This window comes from Streptomyces sp. Ru62 (assembly GCF_002920615.1).
Lineage (GTDB): Bacteria > Actinomycetota > Actinomycetes > Streptomycetales > Streptomycetaceae > Streptomyces.
Map to the genome: position 1 here is coordinate 146,592 of NZ_PQSU01000020.1, position 25,884 is coordinate 172,475.

Sequence of the window (25,884 nt, forward strand, 5' to 3'; positions counted from 1 at the left end):
CGGGCCCTCACGCCAGCAGAGCGCTCTCGTCGATGGTCCAGCCCCGCTTCTTGAGCATGTCCTGAAGGGGCTTGTTGTGCTTCAGGCCGGCCACCATCTCCTCGATGTGCCGATCGTACTTACCGGGGAACCGCCGCTTGATGTCGTCGATGTCCATCCGCATGGCCTCGGTGATGCGCCCCTGGTTGATCAGCTCACGCTGGTACTGCTGCCACGCCTGGGCCTGCAGGTGGTAGCCCGTGCTGTAGAGCTGCTCATGGTCGGCCTGCTCCATCCGGATGGCCGGGCCGTTGTTGACCTTCTGCTTCCTGTGGGGCTTGTTGGCCATGTAGAAGCCGGGCTCGATGACGTCCTTGTACGCGGACTTGGCCGGGATGTGATTGACCTCCATCCTCTGCGGGTACGTCCGGCCGTTCGCCATCCGGTTGGCGGGAAGCAGTCCGCCGTACCAGCCGCCGTCCTGCGTGCACCCCTTGGCGACCAGGCCCTCGGGGTCCATCCAGGTGTGGGGGTTGACGACGTACGCGGCCGGGTTCGGTGCGGGCACCAGGCCCAGGGGGTCCGCCGAGACGTAGCGGGCGGTCTCGGGGTCGTAGTGCCGGTGCAGGTTGTAGTGCAGGCCCGTCTCCGGGTCGGCGTACTGGCCGGGGAAACGCAGCGGCGTATGGGCCCGGGCGTCGCGGTTGCGGGCCGTGATCCCCCAGACCGTGGAGCGCTTGTACCAGGCGACGTCACCCGTCTCGTCCACGAGTTCCGTCGGGGTGCCGATGAGGTCGGTGACGATGGCGAAGAACCGGCTGTCCACCTCGCGCCGACCGGCGTCGGCCGGCAGCCGGCGCTCCAACTGGGCCATCGGCTGCGGCCCTTCGTACTCCCAGGTCAGCGTCACGCCGGTGGCCGTGTCGGTCTCCTCGGCCAGCTGGGTTCCGTCCCAGGCGAAACGGACCGTGGCCGCGACGCCCTGCCCGTCGGGGCGCATGCGGTGCTTGGCGGTGCGGCGGCCGAGCGCGTCGTAGCTGTAGCGCCACTCGGTGCCGTCCGGAGTGGTGCAGGAGACCAGGCGGTCCTCCGCGTCCCAGGTGTACCGCCAGGTGTCGGGCTTGCGGGACAGGCGCCGCTTCTGGCGCAGCACGACGCGACCCGCGCCGTCGTACTCGTAGCGCACACCGTCCCCGCCGAGCAACCGGGTCCCGTCGTAGACACGCGTGCCGCGGCTCCCGGAGTGGGGCGCCCGGGCGGGCCAGTGGGCGTCCGTCTGGTTCCCGGCGGCGTCATAGGCGTAGCGCTCCGACCAGTCGCCCGCGGTGACGCCGAGCGGACGCCCCACGGGGTCGAGGTCGATGTGCCAGTCCGGCCCGTCCTGCCGGTCCGTGATGTCCGTCAGGAATCCGTCGGCCCGGTAGCCGTAGGAGCGGTCGCGGAGCGTGCCGCGGGGCGTCGTCAGCGACCGGGCCGCGAGGCGGCCGGTCACGTCCCACTCGGAGGTGAGCGTCACAGGCGCCGGCCCGCGGCCGACGGTGCGCCGGGTCTCGCGGCCCAGCAGGTCGTGGGTGAAGCCGACCGTGTGTCCGGCGAGGTCCACTCGCACCCGGTTGCCCGCGTCGTCGTAGGAGTACGACGTCGTGGCGCCGGTCGGTGTCGTGCGTGAGACCAGTTCGCCGTGCCGGTCGTAGCCGTACCGCATGCTGTGCCCGTCGACGGTCTCCGCCAGCAGACGGCCCAGGGCGTCGCGCTCCAGGGCGAGCGAGGAAGCCGGGGAGACGGCGGCGACCAGCCGGTCGGCCTCGTCGTAGGTGTAGCGGGTGACCACTCCGCCGGCGTCCTTCGCCAGCACGTTGCCCACCGCGTCGAAGGTGAGGGCGATGCGCTGACCGAGCGGTGTCGTCCGGGCGACCAGGCGGCCCGCGGCGTCGTACTCGTAGCGCGTGGTACGTCCGTCGAAGTCCGTCTCCGAGTCGGTGCGGCCGGAGGGGCCGTACCGGTAACTCCACACCTTCCCCTGCGGGTTGCGGACCGTGCTGAGCCGCAGCTCGGTGTCGTACGTGAACTCGTACCGCGCGCCGTCCCGGCCCGTGCGGGCGGCGAGCTGGTCGAACCAGGTGTACTCGAAGCGGGTCACCCCGCCGAGCGGGTCGGTGTGGGTGAGGCAGTTGCCCTCCTCGTCGTACGTCCACGACTCCGTGGCCCCGTCCGGTGCCGTACGCCGGGTCAGCCAGCCGTCCGCCGTCCACTCCAGTCGGGTCACGGAACCAGCCGGGTCGACCGACTCGTACGGCCGGCCGAAGGCGTCCCGGCGCACCGCGTAGGTGGCGCCGCGGGGGTCGGTGACCGAGAGGGTCAGGCCCGCTTCGTCGTGGGTGCGGGTCTCCGTCTCGCCGGTCGGGAACGTGACCGTGGCCACCGCGCCCGTCACGTGGTGGGTGAACGTGGTCGCGGTGCCGTCCGGGGCGACGACCGCGGTGCGGTTGCCCCGCTCGTCGAAGACGTTGCGCCACACGGCGCCGTCCGGTCCGGTCGTCGTCTCCGGCAGGTGCAGCGCGTTGTACGTGGCCGAGGCCCGGCGCCCGTCCGGGTAGTGGACGGCGAGGAGGTTGCCGGCGTCGTCGTACGTGAACCGGGCGGTGTGGCCCAGCTCGTCGGTGCGGGACAGCAGGTTGTCGTGGCGGTCCCACTCGAAGTGCACGGTGTTGCCGAGCGGGTCGGTCTCGCTGAGCGTCTGGCGGAGCGGGTTGAAGCGGGTGACGGTGACCGCGCCGGTGGAGTCGGTGAAGCGGGTCTCGCGGGCGGCGGTGTCGTAGACGAACCGCGAGGAGAGCGCGCCGTCGGGGCCGATCGTCTCCACGACCCGGCCGGCCGCGTCGTACACATAGCGGTAGGTGTGGCCGTTGCGGTCGGTCCACGAGGTGACGCGGTGCTCTTCGTCGTAGGTGAACCGCAGGGGCACGCCCCGGGAGCCCGACACGCCCACGAGGTCGTGGGACCCGTCGTACGCGAACGAGGCGACCCGGACCGGGCCGTCGGGGGTCTCCACGTCGAGGGCCGTCACCCGGGCGTGATCCGTGTCCCGGGTGACGCGCACGCGGTAACCGCCCTCGTGGACGAGGGCCGTGGGCAGGCCGTCGTCGTCGCGGTCGAACCGCACGCCGTTGCCGTTGCGGTCCTCGATGTCCCTGAGCCAGTACAGGCCGCCCGAGGAGTACGGGCTGCCGGTGAAGCGGCGGGTCACACCGGAGCGGACGTCGGTCGTGGCGTACGTGACCTCGCCGAGCGCCGACCGCTCGACGAAGGTGAGGGCGATCCGCTCGCCCTCCGCCGGCAGCACCTCCTCGCCCGCCTCGTGCGGCAGGCGCGGATACACGAGCAGGGACCCGTCGGGGCGGGCCCAGACGGCGCCGGTGCCGGCCGGCTCCAGCCGTTCGTCCAGCGTGGAGGCCCAGCTGGGGCCGAAGCAGTGCCCGTACCCGTAACCGGATATGTGGGTGCGCCACACCACCAGCGGCAGGACTCCGGGCAGTGCGAGGTCCGTCTGTGAGAGCACCATCTCGCCGCTCGCGAGGTCGACCGGGTCGGTCTTGCAGCGGCGCTGTACCAGGGCGATCGACTTCTCGCGGACGCTGTCCAGCGCCGTGCGCAGCGACGCGGGGCGCTTGCCGCCCGGTCCGCCGGCCCGCCCGTGGCCGCCTCCGTCGCCGCCCTTCCTGCCGCCGTCGATGGCGTCGACCCGGTCACGGACGCCGAGGTCGATGCCCTTGTGCAGGCGGGAGGTGGCCTTCACCCGCTCGGGGATGGTCTCGGTGACATGCTTGGCGATCTTGGACAGGGCCTTCTCCGTGCCCTTCAGGGCGCCGTCGAGGACCGAGTCGAAAGCCCTGGTGAAGGGGTCCCTGCCGTGCGTGCGGCCGAATGCGCCCCTGGCCTTCACCAGCGAGCCCGAGCCGGCCCGGTGCAGCTCACCACCGTGGAAGGAGACCTTGCCGGCGCCGTCCTCGAACTCGGCGTGGTCGATGACGGTCCGCTTGCCGGCCCCGCCCCCGCCGCCTCCTCCGCCGCCGGCGGAGGCCAGCTGCATGCCGCCGCCGTGCTTGCCGCCGGGTCCGCCCGAGCCCCCGGCGCCGTCCGGGTGACCGTCGCCCGGCGCGGGCGGCAGCGAGAAGGCGCCGTCCACGAGGTCGAAGACCATGTCCTCGACCATGGCCTCCAGCTTGGCGTTGACCGGCTCGGTCACCCGTGCCACCAGCTCGTCCACGATCCGGTCGGCGGCCTCGTCGATGATCCGTTTGATCGCCTGACGCAAGGCCGCGGTCTCGGCCGCCCCGATGACCGCCGACAGACCACCGGTGACGACGGCCAGACCCACCGAGATGCCCAACGAGGCGGCCATCGCACCGAGTTCTATCTCGGCCTTGGTCTTCATCCCGAAGATGATGTCCGCGACCACGTCGCACGCGTCCGCGAACAACCGGGCTATCTCCGGGACCTTCTCCAGGTGCCCCGCCTTGACCTGCGACCAGTGCTTCTCCATGGCCTCGACGGCCCACCCCTGCGACGAGGACAGGATCCGGGACACCGCCAGGTGCGCGTCACCGCCATGGCCCTCGAACTTGTCCGCGAAGTCCCGCATGGCGTCCGCCATGTCGCGGTAGTCGTCCTCGTCGACGTTCGGCCAGTTGATCCCGATGAAGTCCAGGATCTCGTCGGCCCATCCGGGCAGAACGTAACCCATCCCCTGTGTGCCTTCCCGTTACCCAGAAGCCGTTCGCACATGCGATCCGCATGCATACACCTTCGAACACTAGTCGGCAACAGGGAAGGACTGCACGTGACATGACAGTAGGTCAGCCGGGCGTCACCAAACGCGCCTCGTACGCGAACACCGCCGCCTGGGTGCGGTCGCGCAGGCCCAGCTTCACCAGGATCCGGCTCACATGGGTCTTGATCGTCGACTCCGCCACCACCAGGCGTCCGGCGATCTCCGCGTTCGACAGGCCCTGGGCGATCAGGACCAGTACCTCCGTCTCGCGTTCCGTCAGTTCCCCGTACGCCGCCTGGGCCGCCGGCATCAGCCGGGGGGTGTCCGCAAGGCGGGAGAACTCCGTGATCAGGCGCCTGGTGACCGAGGGGGCCAGCAGGGCGTCGCCCGCCGCCACCACCCGCACCGCGTCGGCCAGTTGGCGCGCCGAGGCGTCCTTGAGGAGGAAGCCGGAGGCCCCCGCCCGCAGCGCCTGGTACACGTACTCGTCCAGGTCGAACGTGGTCAGCACCAGCACCTTCGCCGTCCCGTCGGCCGCGACGATCTCCCGGGTCGCCTCGATGCCGTTCAGCTCCGGCATGCGGATGTCCATCAGCACGACGTCCGGGGACAGTTCACGGACCCGGTCCACCGCCTCCCTGCCGTTGACCGCCTCACCGACGACCTCGATGCCCGGCATCGCGTTCAGCAGCACCGAGAATCCCTCGCGGACCATCATCTGGTCGTCCGCGATCAGCACCCGGATCGTCATGCCCCACCCTCGATCGCGGGGACCGCCGCCGGCACCGGCAGGAACACCGCCACCTCGTAACCCCCGTCGTCCGTGGCGGCCGCCGTCATCTCGCCGTTCAGCATCGAGACCCGCTCCCGCATGCCCGTGATGCCGTGCCCGGCCCCGGGCGAGGGCTTCACCAGGTTCGGCGCCGGGGCCGGACCGTTGACTATCCGCAGGCCCAGACCGCCCAGGACATAGCCGATCTCGACGCGGGCGCCCGCGCCGGGCGCGTGCCGCAGGGTGTTGCTCAGCGCCTCCTGCACGATGCGGTACGCCGACAGCTCCACTCCCTGCGGCAGCTCCCGCACCGCGCCCGTCACCACCTTCTCCACCTCCAGACCGGCCTCCCGCACGTTCGCGAGCAGCCCGTCCAGGTCGGCCAGGGTGGGCTGCGGGGCGTCCGGGGCCTCGTAGTCCTCGGCGCGGACCACCCCGAGGACCCGGCGCAGCTCGGTCAGCGCCGCCACCGCGTTCTCCCGGATGGTGGCGAACGCCTTCTCCAGCTCCGGCGGCGGGTTCTCCACCCGGTACGGCGCGGCCTCCGCCTGGATGGCGACTACCGACATGTGGTGGGCCACCACGTCGTGCAGTTCGCGGGCGATCGTCGTGCGCTCCTCCAACAGGGTGCGCCGCGAGCGCTCGTGCTCGGTCACCGACTGCTGGGCGGTCACCTCCTGCTCGGCCTCCCGGCGCACGTGCCGGACCGTGACGACCAGCAGGGCCAGCGCGGACAGCACCAGCATGGGGCCGGTGTCGGTGTTGTCGTTCCCGTAGCCGAAGAGGGTCTCGGCCCAGAAGCCGTACAGCGCGGTGAGCAGCCACATCCAGCCCGCCGTGCGCGGGCGGGTCCGGCTCGCCACGATCGTGAGCACCAGCAGGTGGGAGACGAAGCCGCCCGGCGGCCAGGGCCGGCCGCCCCAGTCGCCGCTGAGGACCGAGGCGACCGTCGTCGCGGCGAACGACAGCCAGAACGCGCCGACCGGACGCACCAGGGTCAGCAGCACCGGGGCCAGAGCGAGCAGCCCGCACAGCAGGGACGGCCCGCCGATGTCGGTGTTCACCGTGCCGACGAGCAGCGCCACGAGCCCGCCGGCCACCACCACCGCGTGCGGGGTCCAGGCCGCGCGCGCCCGCATCCGGTCGGACAGGTGGCGGGTGAGGCGGCCGTCCACCGCCATGCGGGGCAGCGGCCGGTAGGCGAAGGCGTCGTGGAACAGGTCCTGCCGCAGCCCGCGCAGGGCGTCCACGGCCAGCCGGAACTCAGGACTGCGCGGCCGGCCGGCCGCGCCCGGCGGTGTCGTCTGCGTGTGCGTCGTCTCGGTCACGTGCCACACGGTAAGCGGGCAGCGGACTCCCGGTCGTCCCCTTGGAGGGGGGTCCTCCCGGGTCCGTCTCAAGTACTACGCAGGCCGTGGGGTACGTCGGCTGTCACCAGGCGAGCTGGGCGATCTCCTCCGCCACCACCGCGCAGGCATCCGTCGCCGGGTCGATCAGCGGGAAGTGGCCCACGTCCCGGAGGAGGGTGAGGCCGACCATCTCGCCCGCCTTCGCCGCGGCGTCCGCGTAGGACTCGGCCACCGGCTCCGGGACGACCAGGTCGGCGCGGCCCTGGACGAGGGTCGTGGCGATGCCCGTCGGCAGGAGCAGCACCGGGTCCGCGTACGGGCGCCGGTCGGCGAAGGCGTCGGGGCCGCCGAGGAGTTGCAGGGACGCGTGCGCGCAGACCTCCAGCTTCTCCGCGACCTCGAAGTCCGCGATGGGGGCGAGCGCGACGACGCCACGGAGATCGGCGGGACCGTCGGTGCGCCACGGGGCGTCCGGGGGGAGGACGTGCCGGGCCGCCGCCCACAGCGCCAGGTGCCCGCCCGCCGAGTGGCCGGTCAGGACCGTACGGCGCGGGTCCGCCTGCGGCAGCGCCTCGCGGACCAGGGCGGGCAGGGCGTCCAGGGCCGCCGCGACGTCGTCGAAGGTGTCGGGCCAGCGGCCGGCCGGCGATGTGCCGTCCTCCGGGGCACCGGCTGAGCCCTCGCCGCCCCGTCTGTACTCCACGTTGGCCACCGCGAAGCCCCTGCGGGCCAGGTAGTGGGCGAAGGGGGTGATGTGGCGGCGGTCGTAGCAGGCGCGCCAGGCGCCGCCGTGCAGGACGACGACCAGCGGGGCGAGCGCGCCGGGAGCGGTGGAGTCCGGTCCTGTGCGGGGAGCGTAGAAGTCGATCACCTGGTCGGGGTGGTCACCGTACGCGGCGGTGACGTCGGGGTCGACCGGGGAGTGCGAGAAGGCCGACTCCTCTTCGGCGGCGGCGCGGGCTGCGGCGGCGTCGTCCGGCATGCTCCAACCTCTCAGCGACGATGGGGTACCTCCCAGGCCGTCGGCACTGGGGAGGGTTTGGCGGACCAGGGGGGAGATCGGCCGTTGGCGGGGACGGTATCAGGCAGGTGACGTGCGGGGACACGGGGATGTGACGCGCTGTGAGGCCGTCCCCTTCTCCAGGCCCCCGCAGGGCCCGCTGCGGGGCCGGGCAAGCCGGGCCCGCGCCCGGTGCCCCGCCCCCGCCCCGCGACTACGCCAGCTCCTCCCCCAGCACCCGCGCCGCCCGCTCCACGTCCCGGAAGCCCACGTACAGCGGGGTGAAGCCGAAGCGGAGGACGTCGGGGTGGCGGAAGTCGCCCACCACACCGCGGGCGATCAGGCGCTTCATCACCTCGCCCGCGTCCGGGCAGCGCAGGGCGATCTGGCTGCCGCGCTCCGCGTGCCGCACGGGGGTCACGCACTCCACCCGGCCCGGCTCGGTGTACTCGTCCACGCACCGCAGGAAGAAGTCCGTCAGCGCCAGGGACTTGGCGCGGACGGCGTCGACGGACACCCCGTCCCAGACGTCGAGGGCGGCCTCCAGCGCCAGCAGGGAGAGGATGTCCGGGGTGCCGACCCGGCCGCGCACCGCGCCCGCCGCCGGGGTGTACGACGGGCTCATGCCGAACGGCTCGGCGTGGGAGTTCCAGCCGGGCAGCGGGGAGTCGAAGCGGTCCTGCAACTCCCGCCGCACGTACAGGTACGCCGGTGAACCCGGGCCGCCGTTGAGGTACTTGTAGGTGCAACCGACCGCGAGGTCCACGCCGTGCTCGTCCAGGCCCACCGGCAGCGCGCCCGCGCTGTGGCACAGGTCCCAGACCGCGAGGGCCCCGCAGGCGTGGACCGCGCCGGTGAGCGCCGGGAGGTCGTGCAGCCGGCCGGTGCGGTAGTCGACGTGGTTGAGCAGCACCGCGGCCGTGCGGTCGCCCAGCGCGGACGGCACCTCGGCCGGGGTCACCGGACGCAGGGTGCGGCCGGTGAGCCGGGCCGCCGACTCGGCGATGTAGCCGTCGGTGGGGAAGGTCGTGGCGTCCACCAGGAGTTCGTCGCGGCCGGCGTCCGCCATGCGGATCGCGGCGACCAGTGCCTTGAAGACGTTGACGCTGGTCGAGTCGCCGACGACGATCTGGCCGGGCGCCGCGCCGACCAGCGGGGCGATCCGGTCGCCGATCCGCTCGGGCGCCGTCCACCAGCCGCTCTCCTCCCAGGAGCGGATGCGCAGTTCGCCCCACTGGCGGCGGACGACGTCCGCGACCCGGTCGGGGACGTGCGCGGGCAGGGCGCCGAGGGAGTTGCCGTCGAGGTAGACCACCTCGTCGAGGACGAAGCGGTCCCGCAGGGGCGCCAGTTCGTCGGCCTGGTCCAGTTCCTTCGCGAGCAGGGGCAGCTCAGACATGGGACCTCGCCGTCCACAGCTCGGGGAACACGTTCTTGCGGGCGCGCTTCTCCAGCCAGGCCACACCGGCGGAGCCGCCCGTGCCGGCCTTGGCGCCCATCGCGCGCCGGGTGGCGACCAGGTGGTCGTTGCGCCAGCGCCAGACCAGTTCGGCCACGTCGCTCAACGCCTCGCCGAGGCGGGCGAGTTCGGCGTTCTGGTCGCCGGAGTAGATCTCCGTCCAGGCCGCCTCGACGGCGTCGGAGGGCTCGTAGCGCCGCGAGACGTCGCGGTGCAGCACGGCGTCGGGGATCGCGTGGCCGCGGCGCGCGAGGAGCCGTAGCACCTCGTCGTACAGGCTCGGCTCGTGCAGCGCCTTCTCCAGTTCCGCGTGGACGCGCGGGGCGCCGCGGTGCGGGACGAGCATGGACGCGGACTTCTCGCCGAGCAGGAACTCCAGGCGCCGGTACATCGCCGACTGGAAGCCGGAGCCCTCGCCGAGCGCGCCGCGGTAGGAGTTGAACTGCGCCGGGGTCAGCTGCCCGAGCGGCTTCCAGGAGGCGTTCAGGGCCTCCAGCTCGCGCACGGAACGCTTCAGCGCGGCGAGCGCGGTCGGCACGTCGTCCGCGCGGAGGGCCTGCGCGGCGGTCTCCCACTCGTGCACGATGACCGTGAACCACAGCTCCATGACCTGGGTGGTCACCAGGAAGACCATCTCTCCGGGATCGTCGGAGAGGGTGTGCTGAAGGTGGGTGAGGACGTCCGCCTTGACGTAGTCCTCGTACGGCGTCGTCCCCGCGAAATCGAGATTCGGGGTCTCGGGCTCAGCGGCCTCGTAAGGGGGGTGAGCCTGTTGGGACATCGCTGTCTCCTGTTGTCACTCCGGGTAGCGGTCCGCCCCTGCCGATGCCGGCACGGGGGCCCCGGTCCCCACACGGAATCCTCCGCAATCCCCCCCCGTACGGCAAGGCCGATCATCATTGACCGAGCCCGGAGCCCCGGCCCCCGCGCCCCGGCGGAGCCGTCACGGCGCGGGGGCCGGGGCGGACCCGTGCGTCACCCGCGGGTCAGCCCAGGGTCTGGGCTGCCGTCGGCGAGGAGTCCTTCAGGAACTGCGTGCAGCGCTCGTACTCCTCCTGCTCGCCGATCGCCTGCGCGGCGCGGGCGAGGGCGTGCAGGGCGCGCAGGAAGCCGCGGTTGGGCTCGTGCTCCCACGGCACCGGTCCGTGACCCTTCCAGCCGCTGCGGCGCAGGGAGTCCAGGCCCCGGTGGTAGCCCGTACGGGCGTAGGCGTACGACTCCACGACCGAGCCCCGCTCGAACGCCTCGTCGGCGAGCTGGGCCCAGGCGAGGGAGGAGGCGGGGTACTTGGCGGCGACGTCCGCCGGCGCGGCGCCGTTCGCCAGGGCTTCGCGGGGCGCCGGGTCGTCGGGGAGCTGGGTCGGGGGCGGACCGCCGAGCAGGTTCTCGTGAATCGTCATGGCTTCAGTGTGACGCACAGCCACGGTGACCTGCCCGACGCGGGTCACGAGCGCCCCGAAGGGGCGCGGGGACGGCGCGACCAACCCCCACAAGGCCGCAGCCGAAGAAACCACCGCACCTCCCCAGGGGCGCGGGGAACTGCGCGACCGGCCCCCACCGGACCGCAGCCGAAGGACCACGGTCCCCCGCACCACGGCCGCAGAACCCCCCGCGCTCACCCGAGCCTGTCGGCCTCCAGCGGCGGAGCCGTCACGTTGCCGTGGGTCCGGCATTCCGGCCGCCGGCACCCCGGCGCCGGCCGGCGGACCAGCGCGAACGCGACCGCCGAGCCCAGCACCAGCACCCCCGCGCAGATCGGCATCGCCCGGTCGAACGCCGCGTCGAACGCCGTGGGCGACCGGTACGCCTCCGGCCCCATCCCCGCCAGCAGCGGCAGCGCCGCCACCGCCACCAGCCCCGCCGCCCGCGCCGCCGCGTTGTTGATGCCGCTGGCCAGGCCCGCCCGGGCGGTGTCGACGGAGGCGAGGACCGTGGCCGTCAGCGGCGCGACCAGGGTGACCATGCCGGCGCCCATCACCACGAGGGCCGGGAGCACATCGGTCAGGTAGTCCGCCCCCTTCCCCACCCGCAGCATCAGCAGCATCGCCACCGCGCACAGCAGCGGGCCCACCGTCAGCGGCAGCCGCGGCCCCGTACGGTCGGCCAGCGCGCCCGAGCCGGAGGAGAACAGCAGCATCAGGGCCGTGGTGGGCAGCAGGGCCGTTCCGGCGGCGAGCGGCGAGTAGCCCGCCACCACCTGGAGCTGGAGCGCGGTGAGGAAGAAGAAGCCGCCGAAGGCCGCGTACACGCACAGGGTGACGAGGTTGACCGCCGTGAACTGGCGCGAGGCGAAGATGTCCGGCGGGAGCATCGGATCGGGCCGGTGCCGCTCGACATGGACGAAGGCCACCGCCGCCGCGATACCCGCCACCCCTGTCAGGGCGACCGCCAGGGAGCCGCCCCGGGCCTCGATCAGCGCGTACGTCAGCAGGGCCAGGGCCAGGGCGCCCAGGGCCGCGCCCAGGACGTCGAAGCGGCCGTGGGCGCGCTGGTCGGCGGATTCCGGTACGTGCCGCAGCGCGATCGGCGCGCACAGCAGCGCCACGGGCACATTGAGGAGGAACACCCAGCGCCAGCCGGGGCCGGTCACCAGCCAGCCGCCGAGGAAGGGGCCGACGGCGGCGCCGATCCCGCCGAAGCCGGACCACAGGCCGACCGCCCGGCTGCGGTCGTCGGGGTGGAAGGACGCCTGGATCAGGGCGAGCGAGCCGGGCGTGAGCAGGGCCCCGCCGATGCCCTGGAGGGCGCGGGCGGCGATGAGGATCCCGGAGGTGGGGGCCAGGCCGCACAGCAGGGAGGCCGCCGCGAACCAGACCACCCCGAGGACGAAGATCTTCCGGCGGCCGTAGCGGTCGCCCAGCGAGCCGCCCAGCAGGATCAGGCCGGCCAGCGTGACCATGTACGCGTTGACCGTCCACTGGAGGGCGGCGAGGCTCGCGTCCAGGTCGCGGCCGATGCGCGGCAGGGCGACGTTGACGACGGTGGAGTCCAGCATCGCCATGCTGGAGCCGAGGACAGTGGTGAGCAGGATCCACTTGCCCTGGGGCGAGGCGAGCCGGACGTCGGGCATGCCCCCAGGTATACAGCGGGCCCGGCGGCAAGGACAGCCGCCGGGCCCGCTGGAACGCCGTACCGCTTACTTGATCTTGTTGCCCGCCGAGCGCAGGTTCTGCGTGGCCTGGACGACGCGCGCGGCCATGCCCGCCTCGGCCAGCTTGCCCCAGGTGCGCGGGTCGTAGGCCTTCTTGTTGCCGACCTCGCCGTCGACCTTCAGGACGCCGTCGTAGTTCTGGAACATGTGGCCGGCGACCGGACGGGTGAAGGCGTACTGGGTGTCCGTGTCGAGGTTCATCTTCACCACGCCGTTCTCCAGCGCGGTCAGGATCTCCTGCTCGGTGGAGCCGGAGCCGCCGTGGAAGACGAAGTCGAACGGAGAGGCCTTGCCGAACTTGGCGGCGACGCCCTCGCTCAGCTCCTTCAGCAGCTCCGGGCGCAGCACGACGTTGCCCGGCTTGTACACGCCGTGCACGTTGCCGAAGGAGGCGGCGAGCAGGTAGCGGCCCTTCTCGCCCAGGCCGAGGGCCTCGGCGGTGCGGATCGCGTCGTCGACGGTGGTGTACAGCTCGTCGTTGATCTCGTGGGAGACGCCGTCCTCCTCGCCGCCGGTCGGGGTGATCTCCACCTCCAGGATGATCTTGGCGGCGTGGGCGCGCTCCAGCAGTTCCTGGGCGATGGAGAGGTTGTCGGCGAGGGTCTCGGCGGAGCCGTCCCACATGTGCGACTGGAACAGCGGGTTGCGGCCGGCCTTGACGCGCTCCTCGGAGAGCGCGATCAGCGGGCGCACGTACCCGTCGAGCTTGTCCTTCGGGCAGTGGTCGGTGTGCAGGGCGATGTTGACCGGGTACTTCTCGGCGAGGACGTGCGCGTACTCGGCGAGGGCGACGGCACCGGTCACCATGTCCTTGCTGTACTGCCCGCCGAGGAACTCGGCCCCGCCGGTCGAGATCTGGACGATGCCGTCGCTCTCCGCCTCCGCGAAGCCGCGCAGGGCCGCGTTCAGGGTCTGCGAGGAAGTCACGTTGATGGCCGGGTAGGCGAACTTGCCTGCCTTCGCCCGGTCGAGCATCTCGTTGTAGACCTCGGGGGTTGCGATGGGCATCCTGTCCGCTCCTTGTGTTGCGGGTTGGCGTTCTGCGTTACGGCCCTGACCTAGACCTGGGGTGCGACGTCATCGTCGGCCCCATCTTTCCAGACATGGGGCGCCGGGTCGGCGCCCCGGTCAAGTGCAGGTCAAACCGCCCGGTCAGTCCAGACCCAGTTCATCCTTCGAGAAGGCGAACCGGTACGGAACGCCCGCGCCGGCCTCGATCTTCTCCGCGGCGCCGGTCGCCCGGTCCACGATGGTCGCGACGGCGACGACCTCGGCACCGGCCTCGCGCACGGCCTCGACGGCGGTCAGCGGGGAACCGCCGGTGGTGGAGGTGTCCTCCACCACCAGGACCCGGCGGCCCGCGATGTCCGGGCCCTCGACGCGCCGCTGGAGCCCGTGCGCCTTGGCGGCCTTGCGGACGACGAACGCGTCAAGCCTGCGCCCGCGCGCGGCGGCGGCGTGCAGCATGGCGGCGGCGACCGGGTCGGCGCCCATGGTGAGCCCGCCGACCGCGTCGAACTCAAGGTCCGCGGTGAGGTCCAGCAGCACCTGGCCGACCAGCGGGGCGGCCTCGCCGTCGAGGGTGACGCGGCGCAGGTCGACGTAGTAGTCGGCCTCCAGACCGGAGGAGAGGGTCACCTTGCCGTGCACCACGGCCTTGTCCTTGATCTGCTGCAGCAGCGCACCGCGTGTGCCTGGCGGCATTACTTCGTTGACGTCCGTCATGCCGACCAGCTTAGAGCCGCCGCCAGCTCCAGGTGGTGCCGGCTTCCAGCGGGTCCAGCGGCGTGACCAGGCGCGGAGAGGTGTTCAGCCCGTTGGGCGGCCCGGTCTGCGGCTCCACGCAGACGGCCTCGGCCTGCTCGTCGTAGACCACCACCCACTCCTCCCGGCTCGCCACCTTCAGCTCCAGCTGCCCGGGCCAGGTGAGGGTGACGTCCACGCCGCCGGGCATGCCGAAGCAGTCGTCCCAGGGGCCCGGCCGCGGGTCGACGCGGTTGCCGGTGGGCAGGTGGTCGGCGCCGCGCTCCTCCTGCCAGGCGGGCTTGAAGTCCAGCCGGACGTCCTCGCCGCCGAGGTTGCGGTGGAACCACGGGTGCCAGCCGAGCTGCGCCGGGAAGGAGTCGTCGTACGTCTCCACGGACATCGTCAGCGTCAGGCCGTCCTCGGCGAGCGTGACGATCTGGGTGACGCGGCCGGGGTGCGGCCAGGGGTCGGTCAGCTCGTACGTGATCACCGCCTCGTTCTCCGTGACGCGCGCGGTGCGCCAGGCGCCGTCGCGGGCGGTGCCGTGGATGGCGTGCGGCGGGGAGTTGAGCGGCATCTGGCGGACGGTGCCGCCGTCCAGGAAGCGCCCGTCCCGGATCCGGCCGCACCAGGGCACCATCGGGAAGCAGCCGTAGCGCTCCCCTTGCCGCAGCAGTTCCAGGGAGCCGATCCTGAGGCTGCCGATACGGCCGCCGTTGGCCGGGCTGACGCGTGCTTCCGCTTCGCCTGCGGTCAGCGTGATGTCTTCGTTACTCACGGGACGACAGTACTTGGGGGAGAACGGTGCCGACCGCGCCCCCGGGGTTCGCGTCCGCTCAGCGGCGTTTCCGCAGTGCCTTGCTCACGACGATCGCCGACGCGACGACCAGTGCCGCCGCCGGTGCCGCCCAGCGCAGCGCCGAGGTCGCCGTGACCGTCTGCGGCGCCGGGACCGGGGCGTAGCGGCCGCGCGGCGGGGCGTGGTCGACCTCCTCGGCGCTGCGGCCGATCATCGTGCGGCGGGCGTGCGCGGCCTCGGCGGGGGGTTCATCGGTCTCGGCGAAGTCGCCGGAGGGGCGGTCGGTGGAGGCGGTGACGATCCCGGTGTCGGCGTCCGGATCCGTGCCGGTGTCGGTGTCTTCGTCCGCGTCCGCGTCCGGGGACAGGGCGGACGGGGGGATCTCGGTCTCGAAGACGGAGGTGTGGGGGGCACCGGCGGGGGGCTTCGGCCGCTCTTCGGCACCGGTGTCGGCACCGGCTCCGGAACCGGCGGCCAGCGACTCCAGGAAGCGGTTCAGCAGCCGGGTCGCCGCCGCGGTCACCGTCTCCGCCGGCAGTTCCGAGATCCGGCCGGTCGCGTCCACCGTGCCCTCGGCCGTGACCGTGCAGCCGCCCTCGGTGTCCGCGAGGCGCAGGGTCAGGGCGAGCTTGACCGCGCCGGTGCCGCGCGCCTCGGTGGCGTCGCCCACGACGGCGTACGTGCCGTCCTCGCGGGCGGTCACCCGGGCCGTGCCGCGGTAGGTGACGGAGTGGCCGCCGACCCGCAGCTTGAGCCGGCCGGTGATCGGTTCGGCACCGGCGTCCTGTTGCAGGCCGGGGACGGCCCGGGCCACGCGTGCCCGGTCGGCCAGTGCCGCGCCGATCCGCTCGGCGGGGGCCGGGACGAAGACCTGGTGCTCCATGTCCGTGGAGCCTACCCAGTTGTCGCCGGAACTCACCCGGCCGTGAAGCCCCTCAGTACCTCGGATGCACCAGTGTCGACACCGGCACCCCGGACACCCGCGTCCGTTGCGCCGCCCGCGCGTCCGCCGTCAGCCCGGCCTGCGTCAGGGTCCCCGCCCGCTCACGGTCCACGCGCAGGGCGGGCGCGGCGTCCCCGCGCGCCGCCAGCAGGAACCCCCAGTCGTGTGGTGCCCGGGACGCCCCCGTCGAGCGGTCGCGGCCGACCGCGAAGGCGGGGTCGTGGCCGGGCACCCGGTAGGGCGAGACGGCGAAGCCGGCGGCGCGCAGGGTGGCGGCGACGGTCCAGAAGGCGCGGGGCCGGGCGGTGACGGGCCCCGCGTGCACCACCAGGCGGCCGTCCGGGGTCAGGACGCGGCGGGTCAGGCCGTAGAACTCCTGGGAGTACAGCTTGGTGGAGGCGGTGATCCCGGGATCGGGCAGGTCGCTGATCACGACGTCGTACGCCGGTCCGCGCGCCTGCCGCAGCCAGGTGAGCGCGTCGGCCGTGGTGACGCGCACGCGCGGGTCGGCGAGCGCGTGCCCGTTGAGGGCGGACAGGCCGGGGTCGCGGCGGGCCAGCCGTACCAGGCCGGGGTCGAGTTCGACGATGTCCACCCGGCGCACCCCGGGGTGGCGCAGCACCTCGCGGGCGGCCAGGCCGTCGCCGCCGCCGAGGATCAGCACGCGCGCGTGCGGGCCGGTCAGGGCCGGCCGGACCAGGGCTTCGTGGTAGCGGTGCTCGTCCCGGCCGCCGACCCGGAGGCGGCCGTCGAGGAAGAGGTCGAGGGGTTCGCCGTGGGTGCCGCCGGCGAGGACGACCTCCTGGACGCCGGTCCGCACGGCCACCCGGACGTCCGTGCCGTAGACGGCGCGCCGGGCGGCCCGTTCGAAGTCGCCGGCGAGGGCGGCGGCGGAGGCGAGGACGCCGAGGACGGTGAGCCCGGCGAAGAGCAGGGTCCAGCGGGCGCGACGGGTGAGGTCGCGGCGGAAGAGGCCGAGGACCAGGGCCCCGCCCGCGACGACGTTGACCGTCCCCGTCAGCAGGGCGCCCGTCAACTGGCCGAGGAAGGGCAGCAGGAGGAACGGGAAGGCGAGGCCGCCGACCAGCGCGCCCACGTAGTCCGCGGCGAACAGGTCGGCCACCGCGCCGCCCGCGTCCTGCCGGCGGATGCGCTGGATCAGCTCCATCAGCAGCGGCACCTCGGCGCCGATGAGCAGGCCGATGGCGAGGGAGAAGGCGACCAGGAGGCAGCGCGGCCCGTCGGCCCACATCCCGCCCCAGCCGGCGGTCCAGGCGAAGACGGCGTACAGGGCCATGGCGCTGCATCCGCCGATCAGCGCGAGGGCCGACTCCACCGCGCCGAATCCGGCCGCCGCGTGGCAGCGCAGCCGCTTGGCTCCGAGCGAGCCGACGCCCATCGCGAACACCATCACGGAGAGCACCACGGAGGCCTGGGTGACCGAGTCGCCCATCAGGTACGAGGCGAAGGCGACCAGTTCGAGTTCGTACACGAGTCCGCAGGCCGCGCAGACGAAGACGCACACGAGGACCAGGAACCGCCCGGTGCCGGGCCGGACGGGCAGCCGTGCGGGGCCTGTCCAGGAGGGCGGGGCGCCCGGCGGCGCGGGGGCGTGCGGTTCGATCACCCTGCGACGTTACGTCACTCGCCGGGGACGCTTCGTCACCCACACGTGTGGATCTGGGGGCGGTTGACGCAGTACGGGTTTATGTCGCCGCGGGCTGCCGGACCGCCGTCCGCCTGCGTGCCCCGACCCGGGTCCGGGTGGCCACGAGCTGGCCGTCCTGCGGGTAGGCGTGCCAGGTGCGCCAGTGCACCTGGCCATCCTGGTGCTGGGCCAGCATCGCGGTGAAGGCGTGCGGGCTGCCCGGGAAGACCCCGGCGAGGCCGTGCGGATGGTCGGAGACGAGGGCCAGCAGCTCCTGGGCGCGGCCCGCGAACGAGCCGGGGGTGAGCACCTCCACGCGGGCGGCGAACTCGTACTCCCAGTCGCCGACGCGCTTGGCGACGCCCAGCGGCAGCGGGGTGCTGGAGCCGGGGATGCAGGCGACCGTCTCCGAACAGCGGCCCCGCTCTTCCTCCAGGAGCACCTGGTGGGACGCGCCGAGCAGCCGCAACTGCAGTTTCGCGCCGGTGAGTTCGAGATCGAGGATGGCCAGGGCGGGCAGCGGCTCGCGTCCCAGGGCCCAGGCGAGATCGGCAGCGCGCGTATCGGTGTAGGTGGTGTTCAGGGTCGTGAGCATGGATCGGCTCCGCTAACACGCAAGGAGGGGGAGATCGGCCATGTCAGCCCAGCCGGCCCGGCCGGGGTGGGGAGCCTGGGGGACGTCCGAGGGGCTGCGTTGGCGATTTAGAGGGAATCATGAACAGTGGCGCCGCCACAGCGTTTTTACCCAACTTCGTGGGCTTTCCATCCCTCAGAGGGCTCCACAGCTCAACTGTTCAACCACGGCGTGCGCCGGGCGCGCGAAACGGACGCGGCCGGGCGCCCGCCGGGAGGTCTCCCCCGGCGGCCGCCCGGCCGTGTGCGGCCCGGATGCGGATCCCCCTGTTCCGGAAGCTCGGCTGCCCCGTGTCAGCCGCCTCCGCCGCATCCGCCCCCGCCGCCGCACGACGAACCCCCGCCGCAGGACGAGCCGCCACCGCAGGACGAGCTTCCGCCGCAGGACGAATGGCCGCCACAGGAGTGACCCCCGTGCCCCCCGTGGTGTCCCCCGTGCCCGCCCGACGAGCCGGAGTCGCCTCCGCCGGCCCACCAGCTGTTGGTGCTCCCGCCCGCGTAGCCCGCGGCCGACGACGACGCCGACGCGCGGTACGACCGGTTCCGCCGGCCGCCCTTGCCGAGCGGCACTCCGCCGCGCCGGTGGCGGCGGCCACGGCCCGCCGCCACCGCGATGACCAGAACCACGGCCACCGCCAGGATGATGCCGAAGGTCATGGCGTCACCCTCCTTCCGTTCCCCCGAAGCGGCCCCCCGTGGGCGCCTCGCCGTTGCCGCGTCCTACCGCGGTGACCGGGGGATGCCCGGCCGCGCCGGACCGCAAAGCAGAGTTGAGGAACTCCAGAGCTTGAGCGCAGGATGACGGGCATGACCTCCAGCGCACGCCCCCACCTCAACCGCCGGCTCGCCGCGTTCGGGACGACGATCTTCGCCGAGATGTCGGCGCTCGCCGTGGCGACCGGGTCGATCAACCTGGGCCAGGGCTTCCCCGACACCGACGGGCCCGAGGAGATCCGGGAGGCCGCCGTGCGGGCGCTGCGCGACGGCCGCGGCAACCAGTATCCGCCCGGCCCCGGCATCCCCGAGCTGCGTACCGCGATCGCCGCGCACCAGCTGCGCCGCTACGGCCTGTCCTACGACCCCGACACCGAGGTGCTGGTCACGGCGGGCGCGACCGAGGCCATCGCGGCCGCGCTGCTGGCGCTGGTCGAGCCGGGGGACGAGGTGGTGGCGCTGGAGCCGTACTACGACTCGTACGCGGCGAGCATCGCGATGGCGGGCGGCACGCGGGTGCCGGTCACCCTGCGCCCGCACGAGGGCAGCTTCCGGCTGGACCTGGACGAGCTGCGCGCGGCGGTCACCGACCGCACCCGGCTGCTGCTGATCAACACCCCGCACAACCCCACCGGCACCGTCCTCACGCGCGCGGAGCTGGCCGCGATCGCCGAGCTGGCGGTGGAGCGGGACCTGCTGGTGGTGACCGACGAGGTCTACGAGCACCTGGTCTTCGACGGCGCCGAACACCTGCCGCCGGCCACGTTCCCCGGGATGCGCGAGCGGACGGTCGCCATCGGTTCGGCCGGCAAGACCTTCTCGTTCACCGGCTGGAAGGTCGGCTGGGTGACGGCCGCGCCGGAGCTGGTGAGCGCGGTCCGCGCGGTGAAGCAGTTCCTGACGTACGTCTCCTCGGGCCCCTTCCAGTACGCGGTGGCCGAGGCCCTCGCGCTGCCCGACTCCTGGTTCGAGGAGTTCCGGCGGGGCATGCTGGCGCGCCGGGAGATCCTGGCGGAGGGGCTGACGGCGGCGGGCTTCGAGGTGTTCCGGCCGGCCGGGACGTACTTCATCACCACCGACATCCGGCCCCTGGGCGAGAAGGACGGCTTCGCCTTCTGCCGCGCGCTGCCGGAGCGTGCGGGCGTGGTGGCCGTCCCGAACGCGGTCTTCTACGACGACCGGGAGGCGGGGGCGCCGTTCGTGCGGTTCGCCTTCTGCAAGCGGGAGGACGTCCTGCACGAGGCGGCGGAGCGGCTGCGGCGCATGTGAGCGCGAGGGGTCCGGTCCGGGGGCGGGAGGCCCCCGGACCGGCCGGGTCGGGGGGCGGTTACTCCCCGTCGTCCTCGGGCGTCTCGGAGTCGTTGACCTCCTGCTCCAGGCCGAGCTGCTCGACCAGCCACTTGTCGAACTCGATCGCGGCGCGCACCCAGCTCACCGTGGAGGAGACGAAGTGGTTGATGTCGACGCCCGTGCCGATCAGCATCTGGGCCTCGCCGATCAGGCGGACGGTGCCGTCGTCATGGGTGTGGGTGTACACCTTGGGCCACAGGGTGCGGCGGTTCCAGTCGTCGATGGACTCCAGCAGCTGCGGCTTCTCGTCGATCTTGTGGGGGCGGTCGTAGAAGGTCCGCACCGAGAAGATCGCCTGCTCGGCCTCTCCCCGGAACATGAAGTAGGTGCGGAACTGCTCCCACGGCGCGGCGAGGTCACCCTCCTCGTCGACGACGTACTTCAGCTCCATCTGGTCGAGAAGCTGCTTCACCAGGTCCTGATCCGGGAGGACGGGGCCAACCGGTCCTTGGGGCTGCGGTTCGGGCTGGCCCCCGAAGTTCGGAATCGAGGACGGGTCGATGCTCACCGTGATTTTCCCTTCATGCGGATGCCGCCATCCTCCCACCGGCGGGTCGGGGGATGGCAACCCCCGACCCGCCGGTCAGCCGACAGCTGACAGCCGGGGTGTCCGCTACAGGGTCTTCCCGGTCGCGGGGCCGACCAGCAGGCCCTCGCCGAAGCGGTCCACGCGGACCGTGTCGCCGTCCTTGACCTCGCCGGACAGGATCTCCTTGGCGAGCCGGTCGCCGATGGCGCTCTGCACCAGCCGGCGCAGCGGCCGGGCGCCGTAGGCCGGGTCCAGGCCCTCCTCCGCCAGCCAGGCCAGCGCGTCCGGGGTGACGTCCAGCGTGAGCCGCCGCTCGGCCAGCCGCTTGGCCAGCCGGTCGATCTGGAGCCCCGCGATCCGCTCCAGCTCGGGCTTGGTGAGCGCCGAGAAGACCACCAGGTCGTCCAGCCGGTTGAGGAACTCCGGCTTGAAGGAGCTCCGGACGGTCTCCAGCACCTGCTCCTTCTTCTGCTCCTCGGTGGTCAGCGGGTCCATCAGGAAGTGGCTGCCCAGGTTGGAGGTGAGCACCAGGATGGTGTTGCGGAAGTCGACCGTGCGGCCCTGACCGTCCGTCAGCCGGCCGTCGTCCAGCACCTGGAGCAGGATGTCGAAGACCTCCGGGTGGGCCTTCTCCACCTCGTCCAGCAGGATCACGCTGTACGGGCGCCGCCGCACGGCCTCGGTGAGCTGGCCGCCCTCCTCGTAGCCGACGTACCCGGGGGGCGCGCCGACCAGCCGGGCCACGCTGTGCTTCTCGCCGTACTCCGACATGTCGATGCGGACCATGGCCCGCTCGTCGTCGAAGAGGAAGTCCGCGAGCGCCTTGGCCAGTTCGGTCTTGCCGACACCGGTCGGGCCGAGGAAGAGGAAGGACCCGGTGGGCCGGTCGGGGTCGGCGATCCCGGCCCGCGAGCGGCGCACGGCGTCCGACACGGCCCGTACGGCCTCGCTCTGACCGATGAGCCGCTTGCCGATCTCCTCCTCCATGCGCAGCAGCTTCTGCGTCTCGCCCTCCAGCAGGCGCCCGGCGGGGATGCCGGTCCAGGCGGCGACGACGTCGGCGATGTCGTCGGAGCCGACCTCCTCCTTGACCATGGTGTCCTTGGCGACCTCCTCCTCGGCGGCGGAGGCGGCCTCCAGCTCCTTCTCCAACTGCGGGATCTCGCCGTACAGCAGCTTGGCCGCGGTGTCGAAGTCGCCGTCGCGCTGGGCTCGTTCAGCCTGTCCGCGCAGGTCGTCCAGACGCTCCTTGAGCTCACCGACCCGGTTGAGGGACTGCTTCTCCTTCTCCCAGCGGGCGGTCAGGCCGCGCAGCTCCTCCTCCCTGTCGGCGAGGTCGCGGCGCAGCTTCTCCAGGCGAGCGACGGAGGCCGGGTCGGTCTCCTTGCTGAGGGCCAGCTCCTCCATCCGCAGCCGGTCGACGGAGCGCTGGAGCTCGTCGATCTCCACGGGCGAGGAGTCGATCTCCATGCGCAGCCGGGAGGCCGCCTCGTCGACGAGGTCGATGGCCTTGTCCGGCAGGAAGCGGGAGGTGATGTACCGGTCGGACAGGGTCGCGGCGGCCACCAGCGCGGAGTCGTTGATCTGCACCTTGTGGTGGGCCTCGTAGCGGCCCTTGAGCCCGCGCAGGATCGCGATGGTGTCCTCGACGCTCGGCTCGCCGACGAAGACCTGCTGGAAGCGGCGCTCCAGCGCCGGGTCCTTCTCGATCCGCTCGCGGTACTCGTCCAGCGTGGTCGCGCCGATCATGCGCAGCTCACCGCGCGCGAGCATCGGCTTCAGCATGTTGCCCGCGTCCATGGCGGAGTCGCCGCCGGCACCGGCGCCGACGACGGTGTGCAGCTCGTCGATGAACGTGATGATCTGCCCGTCGGACTCCTTGATCTCCGACAGGACGGCCTTGAGGCGCTCCTCGAACTCGCCGCGGTACTTGGCACCGGCCACCATCGCGCCGAGGTCGAGCGCGACCAGCCGCTTGTCCTTCAGCGACTCGGGCACGTCGCCCTTGACGATCCGCTGGGCGAGCCCCTCGACCACGGCGGTCTTGCCGACGCCCGGCTCGCCGATGAGGACGGGGTTGTTCTTCGTACGACGGCTCAGCACCTGCACGACCCGCCGGATCTCCTGGTCCCGCCCGATGACCGGGTCGAGCCGGCCCTCGCGGGCGGCGGCGGTGAAGTCGGTGCCGAACTTCTCCAGGGCCTTGTACTGGCCCTCCGGATCGGCGGTGGTCACGCGGCGTCCTCCCCTGGCCTTCTGGAAGGCCTCCTGCAGTTTCCTGGCGTCGGCACCCTGACCCTTGAGCACGTCCCCGGCGGCACCGCCCTTCGCGGCGATGCCGATGAGCATGTGCTCGGTGGACAGGTACTCGTCGCCGAGCGCCTTGGCGCGCTCGGTGGCGTCCGCGATCACGGCCAGCATCTCGCGGTTCGGCTGCGGAGGCGCGACGGTGGACCCGGTCACGCTGGGCAGACCGGCGAGGATGCGCTCCGCGCCGGAGCGTACGGCGGCCTGGTCGGCCTCGACGGCCGCGAGCAGGTCGGCGATGTTCTCGTTGTCCTGCCCCTGGAGCAGAGCCAGCAGCAGGTGGGCGGGGGTGAGATCCGGGTGCCCCTCGGTGAGGGCACGATTGCTCGCCGCGTTGATCGCGTCCCGGCTCCTGTTGGTCAGCTCGGCGTCCACGTGTGCGTTCTCCTCCTACCCGACGGTCCTGCCTCGGTCAACGTGCACAAAGTTGAGTCTATTCCACTCAAGGCCGGTCGCGCACGGGTCCCGGGGGTGTCGGTTAGGTTGCACGGCATGGCCTCGTACTCCCAGGATCCGGCTGCCCCGGACGAGCCGTATCTCGCCTTCTGGCGCGAACGGCATCTGTGCACCCTGACGACCCTCCGCCCCGACGGCAGCCCGCACGTGGTGCCGGTGGGGGTGACCTACGACGCCGCGGCGGGGCTGGCCCGGGTGATCACCAACAGGACCAGCACGAAGGTGGCCCATGTGCGCGCGGCCGGGACCGAGGGGGCCCGGGTGGCGGTGTGCCAGGTCGACGGCCGGCGCTGGGCGACGCTGGAGGGGCGGGCGCGGGTGCGTACCGAGCCGGAGCGGGTCGCGGAGGCGGAGCGGCGGTACGCGGAGCGGTACGAGCGGACGCCCTCGCCGAACCCGTCCCGGGTGGTGATCGAGATCGAGGTGGAGCGGGTGCTGGGGCGCGGCTGAGCGCGGCCGGCACCCGGCGGTTTCCGGCCACCGTGGAGTACGCCGAAACCCCGAAATGTCCCCGCAAACTGCAGCGGCGTCACCGTGTTCAGGTCACGGTGACGCCGCTGCGGGGGGAAGCACCTGAGCGATCTGTTACGACGGGGGAATCGCGTCAGGCACTGCGGGGGGTGGCCGAGATGGTTCGCACGTCGGACGGCGCCGGCTCGGACAGCCGGTGGTCCCGCTGGTCCAGGTTCACAAAGATCATTCCGTACCGGATGGCACAGCGCACCGGCTGCGGCGCGCCACGCGGCTTGCGCAGGCACCGGTACGCCCGCACATCTCCGTCCTCGTCCCGCGTGACGACGACCGGCTCACCGAACACGGTGACCATCAGCGAGTCACCACTGTGCGGGATGGCCGTGACCAGGTCGATGAAGTGCCAGCCGGAGCGGTAGGCGGTGGCCATTTCGCGACGGAAGGACCGGTCGTCGGGTGGAGTAGTCATCAGTCAGCCCCAGGTGGTGTCGTCCACACCATCGGAATGAGCCGTCCCGGTGCTGCCGTCACTCACAGCGACTGTCCGGGGAGCCACTCCCCAGGTCGTATCGCCCGCGACGTCACGCTTCGCACCGGAGAGGCCACTCAGCGCGCCAATGGCCACAACGGTGGAGAAGGCGACGGCAAGCATCGACCGAAGCAATTTGTTGCGCATATTCGGCTTCGTCCTCACTTGAAGGTCCCCTCTTCCCCCGTCGAACAAGACGATGTCTCATTTGGGCACGTCATGGCCACACGATCGGTGCATCATGTTCCTGCATGTTCAGGACCCTGGGGGGTGGAGATTTGCCATCAAATCGGACCAAAGCGTCACATCCCCATGCCATGACCGAACTCTGCGAGGAGGGTAGCGGCCTTTACGCCAAGGCGCTGCGCGTGGGGCGGATAGCCCGCGCGGAGGCGGAAGCCGCTCCCTGCCTCATGGAGTTCGCCCTCCTGCAACCGGATCCGGACGACGCCAACTGGCTGCGCCCCACCCCACCGTCCGTCGCCCTGGCCCAGCGGCTCAATCCGATCGAGCGCGAGATCTCCGACCGCAGGCGGCTGTCGATCGAACTGACCGAGGTCTTCGAACCGTTCATGGCGCTCAGCGCCCAGGACACCACCTCCACCCACGCCATCTCGGTGCTGGAGGGCCTGGACCGCATCAACGCGGCCCTCGACGCGGCGACGGCCGAGTGCCGCTCCGAGGTGCTGACCGTACAGCCGACCAGCCGCCGGCTGGAGCACACCCTCCTCCAGGGCCTGGAACGCGACCGCCCCCTCCTCGAACGCGGCGTGCGCATCCGGACCCTGTACCAGCACACCGCCCGCTACAGCCCCGAGACCCTTGGATACGTGGCCCAGTTCTCCGTCGGGAAGGTGGAGTACCGCACCATCGACGAACTGGTGGAGCGGCTCATCATCTGCGACGAGACCGTCGCCTTCATCCCCGTGCGCGACGACCGCCAGGTCGCCCTGGAACTCCGCCACCCCGGCCTGGTGCGCTACCTGATCAAGGTGTTCGAGTTCATGTGGGCCCGTGCCGTGCCGCTGAGCACCGGCGCCCCCTACGAGACGGCCCCGGACGGCATCACGGACATCCAGCACTCCATCGCCAAGCTCCTGGTCGAGGGCCACGTCGACGAGGCCATCGCCCGCCGTCTCGGCATGAACGTGCGCACCTGCCGGGCCCACATCGCCAAGCTGGCCCAGGCCCTCGGCAGCGGCAGCCGCGCGCAACTCGGCTATCTCATCGCCCAGTCCGGCATCCTCGACCGGGAGCACTGAGGCGCGGGACCACCGA

21 protein-coding genes are annotated in these 25,884 nt (G+C 72.4%); 3 read left to right on the forward strand and 18 right to left on the reverse strand.

Annotation, left to right across the window (positions count from 1 at the left end; all coding sequences use genetic code 11):
* Positions 1 to 7: 7 nt before the first annotated feature.
* The 14 genes from C3492_RS26590 to C3492_RS26655 form a co-directional block, all read right to left on the reverse strand.
* Positions 8 to 4,723: an RHS repeat-associated core domain-containing protein gene (locus tag C3492_RS26590; RefSeq protein ID WP_103814751.1), complete on the reverse strand. Its 4,716-nt coding sequence runs from the start codon at positions 4,721 to 4,723 to the stop codon at positions 8 to 10.
* Between the two features lie 112 nt (positions 4,724 to 4,835).
* Positions 4,836 to 5,501 (reverse strand): response regulator transcription factor, encoded by a 666-nt coding sequence (locus tag C3492_RS26595; RefSeq protein ID WP_103814753.1) that lies wholly within the window; start codon positions 5,499 to 5,501, stop codon positions 4,836 to 4,838.
* Complete coding sequence (locus C3492_RS26600) at positions 5,498 to 6,850, reverse strand: sensor histidine kinase (protein WP_181140563.1); 1,353 nt, start codon at positions 6,848 to 6,850, stop codon at positions 5,498 to 5,500. Before C3492_RS26600 ends, C3492_RS26595 begins: the two co-directional genes overlap by 4 nt.
* Before the next feature lie 103 nt (positions 6,851 to 6,953).
* Positions 6,954 to 7,853: an alpha/beta hydrolase gene (locus C3492_RS26605; RefSeq protein WP_103814756.1), complete on the reverse strand. Its 900-nt coding sequence runs from the start codon at positions 7,851 to 7,853 to the stop codon at positions 6,954 to 6,956.
* A 232-nt stretch (positions 7,854 to 8,085) separates the two neighbouring features.
* Positions 8,086 to 9,270, reverse strand: coding sequence for a kynureninase (kynU, locus tag C3492_RS26610; protein ID WP_103814758.1), 1,185 nt, complete (start codon positions 9,268 to 9,270; stop codon positions 8,086 to 8,088).
* A complete protein-coding gene (locus C3492_RS26615) occupies positions 9,263 to 10,111 on the reverse strand; it encodes a tryptophan 2,3-dioxygenase family protein (protein WP_103814759.1) in 849 nt (282 codons plus the stop codon). The genes kynU and C3492_RS26615 overlap by 8 nt, the downstream gene beginning before the upstream one ends.
* A gap of 205 nt (positions 10,112 to 10,316) precedes the next feature.
* Positions 10,317 to 10,730, reverse strand: coding sequence for a DUF3151 domain-containing protein (locus C3492_RS26620; protein ID WP_103814761.1), 414 nt, complete (start codon positions 10,728 to 10,730; stop codon positions 10,317 to 10,319).
* 215 nt (positions 10,731 to 10,945) lie between these two features.
* Positions 10,946 to 12,400, reverse strand: coding sequence for an MFS transporter (locus C3492_RS26625; protein ID WP_103814762.1), 1,455 nt, complete (start codon positions 12,398 to 12,400; stop codon positions 10,946 to 10,948).
* A 66-nt stretch (positions 12,401 to 12,466) separates the two neighbouring features.
* Complete coding sequence (gene fbaA, locus C3492_RS26630; RefSeq protein WP_103814764.1) at positions 12,467 to 13,489, reverse strand: class II fructose-bisphosphate aldolase; 1,023 nt, start codon at positions 13,487 to 13,489, stop codon at positions 12,467 to 12,469.
* A gap of 144 nt (positions 13,490 to 13,633) precedes the next feature.
* On the reverse strand, positions 13,634 to 14,206 hold the full coding sequence (gene pyrE / locus C3492_RS26635; protein ID WP_103814765.1) for an orotate phosphoribosyltransferase: 573 nt from the start codon (positions 14,204 to 14,206) through the stop codon (positions 13,634 to 13,636).
* A 10-nt stretch (positions 14,207 to 14,216) separates the two neighbouring features.
* Positions 14,217 to 15,005 carry an aldose epimerase gene (locus C3492_RS26640; RefSeq protein WP_103814767.1) on the reverse strand — a complete coding sequence of 263 codons (789 nt, stop codon included), beginning with the start codon at positions 15,003 to 15,005 and terminating at the stop codon, positions 14,217 to 14,219.
* Between the two features lie 58 nt (positions 15,006 to 15,063).
* Positions 15,064 to 15,909 (reverse strand): SRPBCC family protein, encoded by an 846-nt coding sequence (locus C3492_RS26645; RefSeq protein WP_103814831.1) that lies wholly within the window; start codon positions 15,907 to 15,909, stop codon positions 15,064 to 15,066.
* A 52-nt stretch (positions 15,910 to 15,961) separates the two neighbouring features.
* On the reverse strand, positions 15,962 to 17,596 hold the full coding sequence (locus C3492_RS26650; RefSeq protein ID WP_103814769.1) for a polyamine aminopropyltransferase: 1,635 nt from the start codon (positions 17,594 to 17,596) through the stop codon (positions 15,962 to 15,964).
* A gap of 79 nt (positions 17,597 to 17,675) precedes the next feature.
* Positions 17,676 to 18,212 (reverse strand): DUF2617 family protein, encoded by a 537-nt coding sequence (locus tag C3492_RS26655; protein WP_103814770.1) that lies wholly within the window; start codon positions 18,210 to 18,212, stop codon positions 17,676 to 17,678.
* Between the two features lie 836 nt (positions 18,213 to 19,048).
* Here C3492_RS26655 and C3492_RS26665 point away from each other — a divergent pair.
* Positions 19,049 to 20,233: a pyridoxal phosphate-dependent aminotransferase gene (locus tag C3492_RS26665; protein ID WP_103814774.1), complete on the forward strand. Its 1,185-nt coding sequence runs from the start codon at positions 19,049 to 19,051 to the stop codon at positions 20,231 to 20,233.
* A gap of 58 nt (positions 20,234 to 20,291) precedes the next feature.
* Here the strand turns inward: C3492_RS26665 and C3492_RS26670 are convergent, their stop codons facing one another.
* Together C3492_RS26670 and clpB are read right to left on the reverse strand one after the other, a co-directional pair.
* On the reverse strand, positions 20,292 to 20,822 hold the full coding sequence (locus C3492_RS26670; RefSeq protein ID WP_103814776.1) for a YbjN domain-containing protein: 531 nt from the start codon (positions 20,820 to 20,822) through the stop codon (positions 20,292 to 20,294).
* Between the two features lie 105 nt (positions 20,823 to 20,927).
* Entirely contained in the window at positions 20,928 to 23,525 is a 2,598-nt protein-coding gene (clpB, locus tag C3492_RS26675; RefSeq protein WP_103814778.1) for an ATP-dependent chaperone ClpB, read from the reverse strand.
* A 117-nt stretch (positions 23,526 to 23,642) separates the two neighbouring features.
* Here clpB and C3492_RS26680 point away from each other — a divergent pair, with 117 nt between their 5' ends.
* Positions 23,643 to 24,056, forward strand: a complete 414-nt coding sequence (locus tag C3492_RS26680) for a pyridoxamine 5'-phosphate oxidase family protein (protein ID WP_103814780.1) — start codon at positions 23,643 to 23,645, stop codon at positions 24,054 to 24,056.
* A 154-nt stretch (positions 24,057 to 24,210) separates the two neighbouring features.
* Here C3492_RS26680 and C3492_RS26685 read toward each other — a convergent pair whose 3' ends face one another.
* Both C3492_RS26685 and C3492_RS26690 read right to left on the reverse strand, forming a co-directional pair.
* Positions 24,211 to 24,546 (reverse strand): hypothetical protein, encoded by a 336-nt coding sequence (locus C3492_RS26685; RefSeq protein WP_030648261.1) that lies wholly within the window; start codon positions 24,544 to 24,546, stop codon positions 24,211 to 24,213.
* A gap of 3 nt (positions 24,547 to 24,549) precedes the next feature.
* Positions 24,550 to 24,753 carry a hypothetical protein gene (locus tag C3492_RS26690; protein WP_103814782.1) on the reverse strand — a complete coding sequence of 68 codons (204 nt, stop codon included), beginning with the start codon at positions 24,751 to 24,753 and terminating at the stop codon, positions 24,550 to 24,552.
* Between the two features lie 170 nt (positions 24,754 to 24,923).
* Here C3492_RS26690 and C3492_RS26695 point away from each other — a divergent pair, with 170 nt between their 5' ends.
* Positions 24,924 to 25,868, forward strand: a complete 945-nt coding sequence (locus tag C3492_RS26695; protein ID WP_374938378.1) for a helix-turn-helix transcriptional regulator — start codon at positions 24,924 to 24,926, stop codon at positions 25,866 to 25,868.
* The last annotated feature ends 16 nt before the right edge of the window (positions 25,869 to 25,884 follow it).

Coding starts and splice junctions, on each gene's coding strand:
- C3492_RS26590 (WP_103814751.1), bottom strand. CDS start 4,723: ATGGGTTACGTTCTGCCCGGATGGGCCGACGAGATCCTGGACTTCATC.
- C3492_RS26595 (WP_103814753.1), bottom strand. CDS start 5,501: ATGACGATCCGGGTGCTGATCGCGGACGACCAGATGATGGTCCGCGAG.
- C3492_RS26605 (WP_103814756.1), bottom strand. CDS start 7,853: ATGCCGGACGACGCCGCCGCAGCCCGCGCCGCCGCCGAAGAGGAGTCG.
- kynU (WP_103814758.1), bottom strand. CDS start 9,270: ATGTCTGAGCTGCCCCTGCTCGCGAAGGAACTGGACCAGGCCGACGAA.
- C3492_RS26615 (WP_103814759.1), bottom strand. CDS start 10,111: ATGTCCCAACAGGCTCACCCCCCTTACGAGGCCGCTGAGCCCGAGACC.
- C3492_RS26620 (WP_103814761.1), bottom strand. CDS start 10,730: ATGACGATTCACGAGAACCTGCTCGGCGGTCCGCCCCCGACCCAGCTC.
- C3492_RS26625 (WP_103814762.1), bottom strand. CDS start 12,400: ATGCCCGACGTCCGGCTCGCCTCGCCCCAGGGCAAGTGGATCCTGCTC.
- fbaA (WP_103814764.1), bottom strand. CDS start 13,489: ATGCCCATCGCAACCCCCGAGGTCTACAACGAGATGCTCGACCGGGCG.
- pyrE (WP_103814765.1), bottom strand. CDS start 14,206: ATGACGGACGTCAACGAAGTAATGCCGCCAGGCACACGCGGTGCGCTG.
- C3492_RS26645 (WP_103814831.1), bottom strand. CDS start 15,909: ATGGAGCACCAGGTCTTCGTCCCGGCCCCCGCCGAGCGGATCGGCGCG.
- C3492_RS26655 (WP_103814770.1), bottom strand. CDS start 18,212: ATGCTCACGACCCTGAACACCACCTACACCGATACGCGCGCTGCCGAT.
- C3492_RS26665 (WP_103814774.1), top strand. CDS start 19,049: ATGACGGGCATGACCTCCAGCGCACGCCCCCACCTCAACCGCCGGCTC.
- C3492_RS26680 (WP_103814780.1), top strand. CDS start 23,643: ATGGCCTCGTACTCCCAGGATCCGGCTGCCCCGGACGAGCCGTATCTC.
- C3492_RS26685 (WP_030648261.1), bottom strand. CDS start 24,546: ATGACTACTCCACCCGACGACCGGTCCTTCCGTCGCGAAATGGCCACC.
- C3492_RS26690 (WP_103814782.1), bottom strand. CDS start 24,753: ATGCGCAACAAATTGCTTCGGTCGATGCTTGCCGTCGCCTTCTCCACC.
- C3492_RS26695 (WP_374938378.1), top strand. CDS start 24,924: ATGACCGAACTCTGCGAGGAGGGTAGCGGCCTTTACGCCAAGGCGCTG.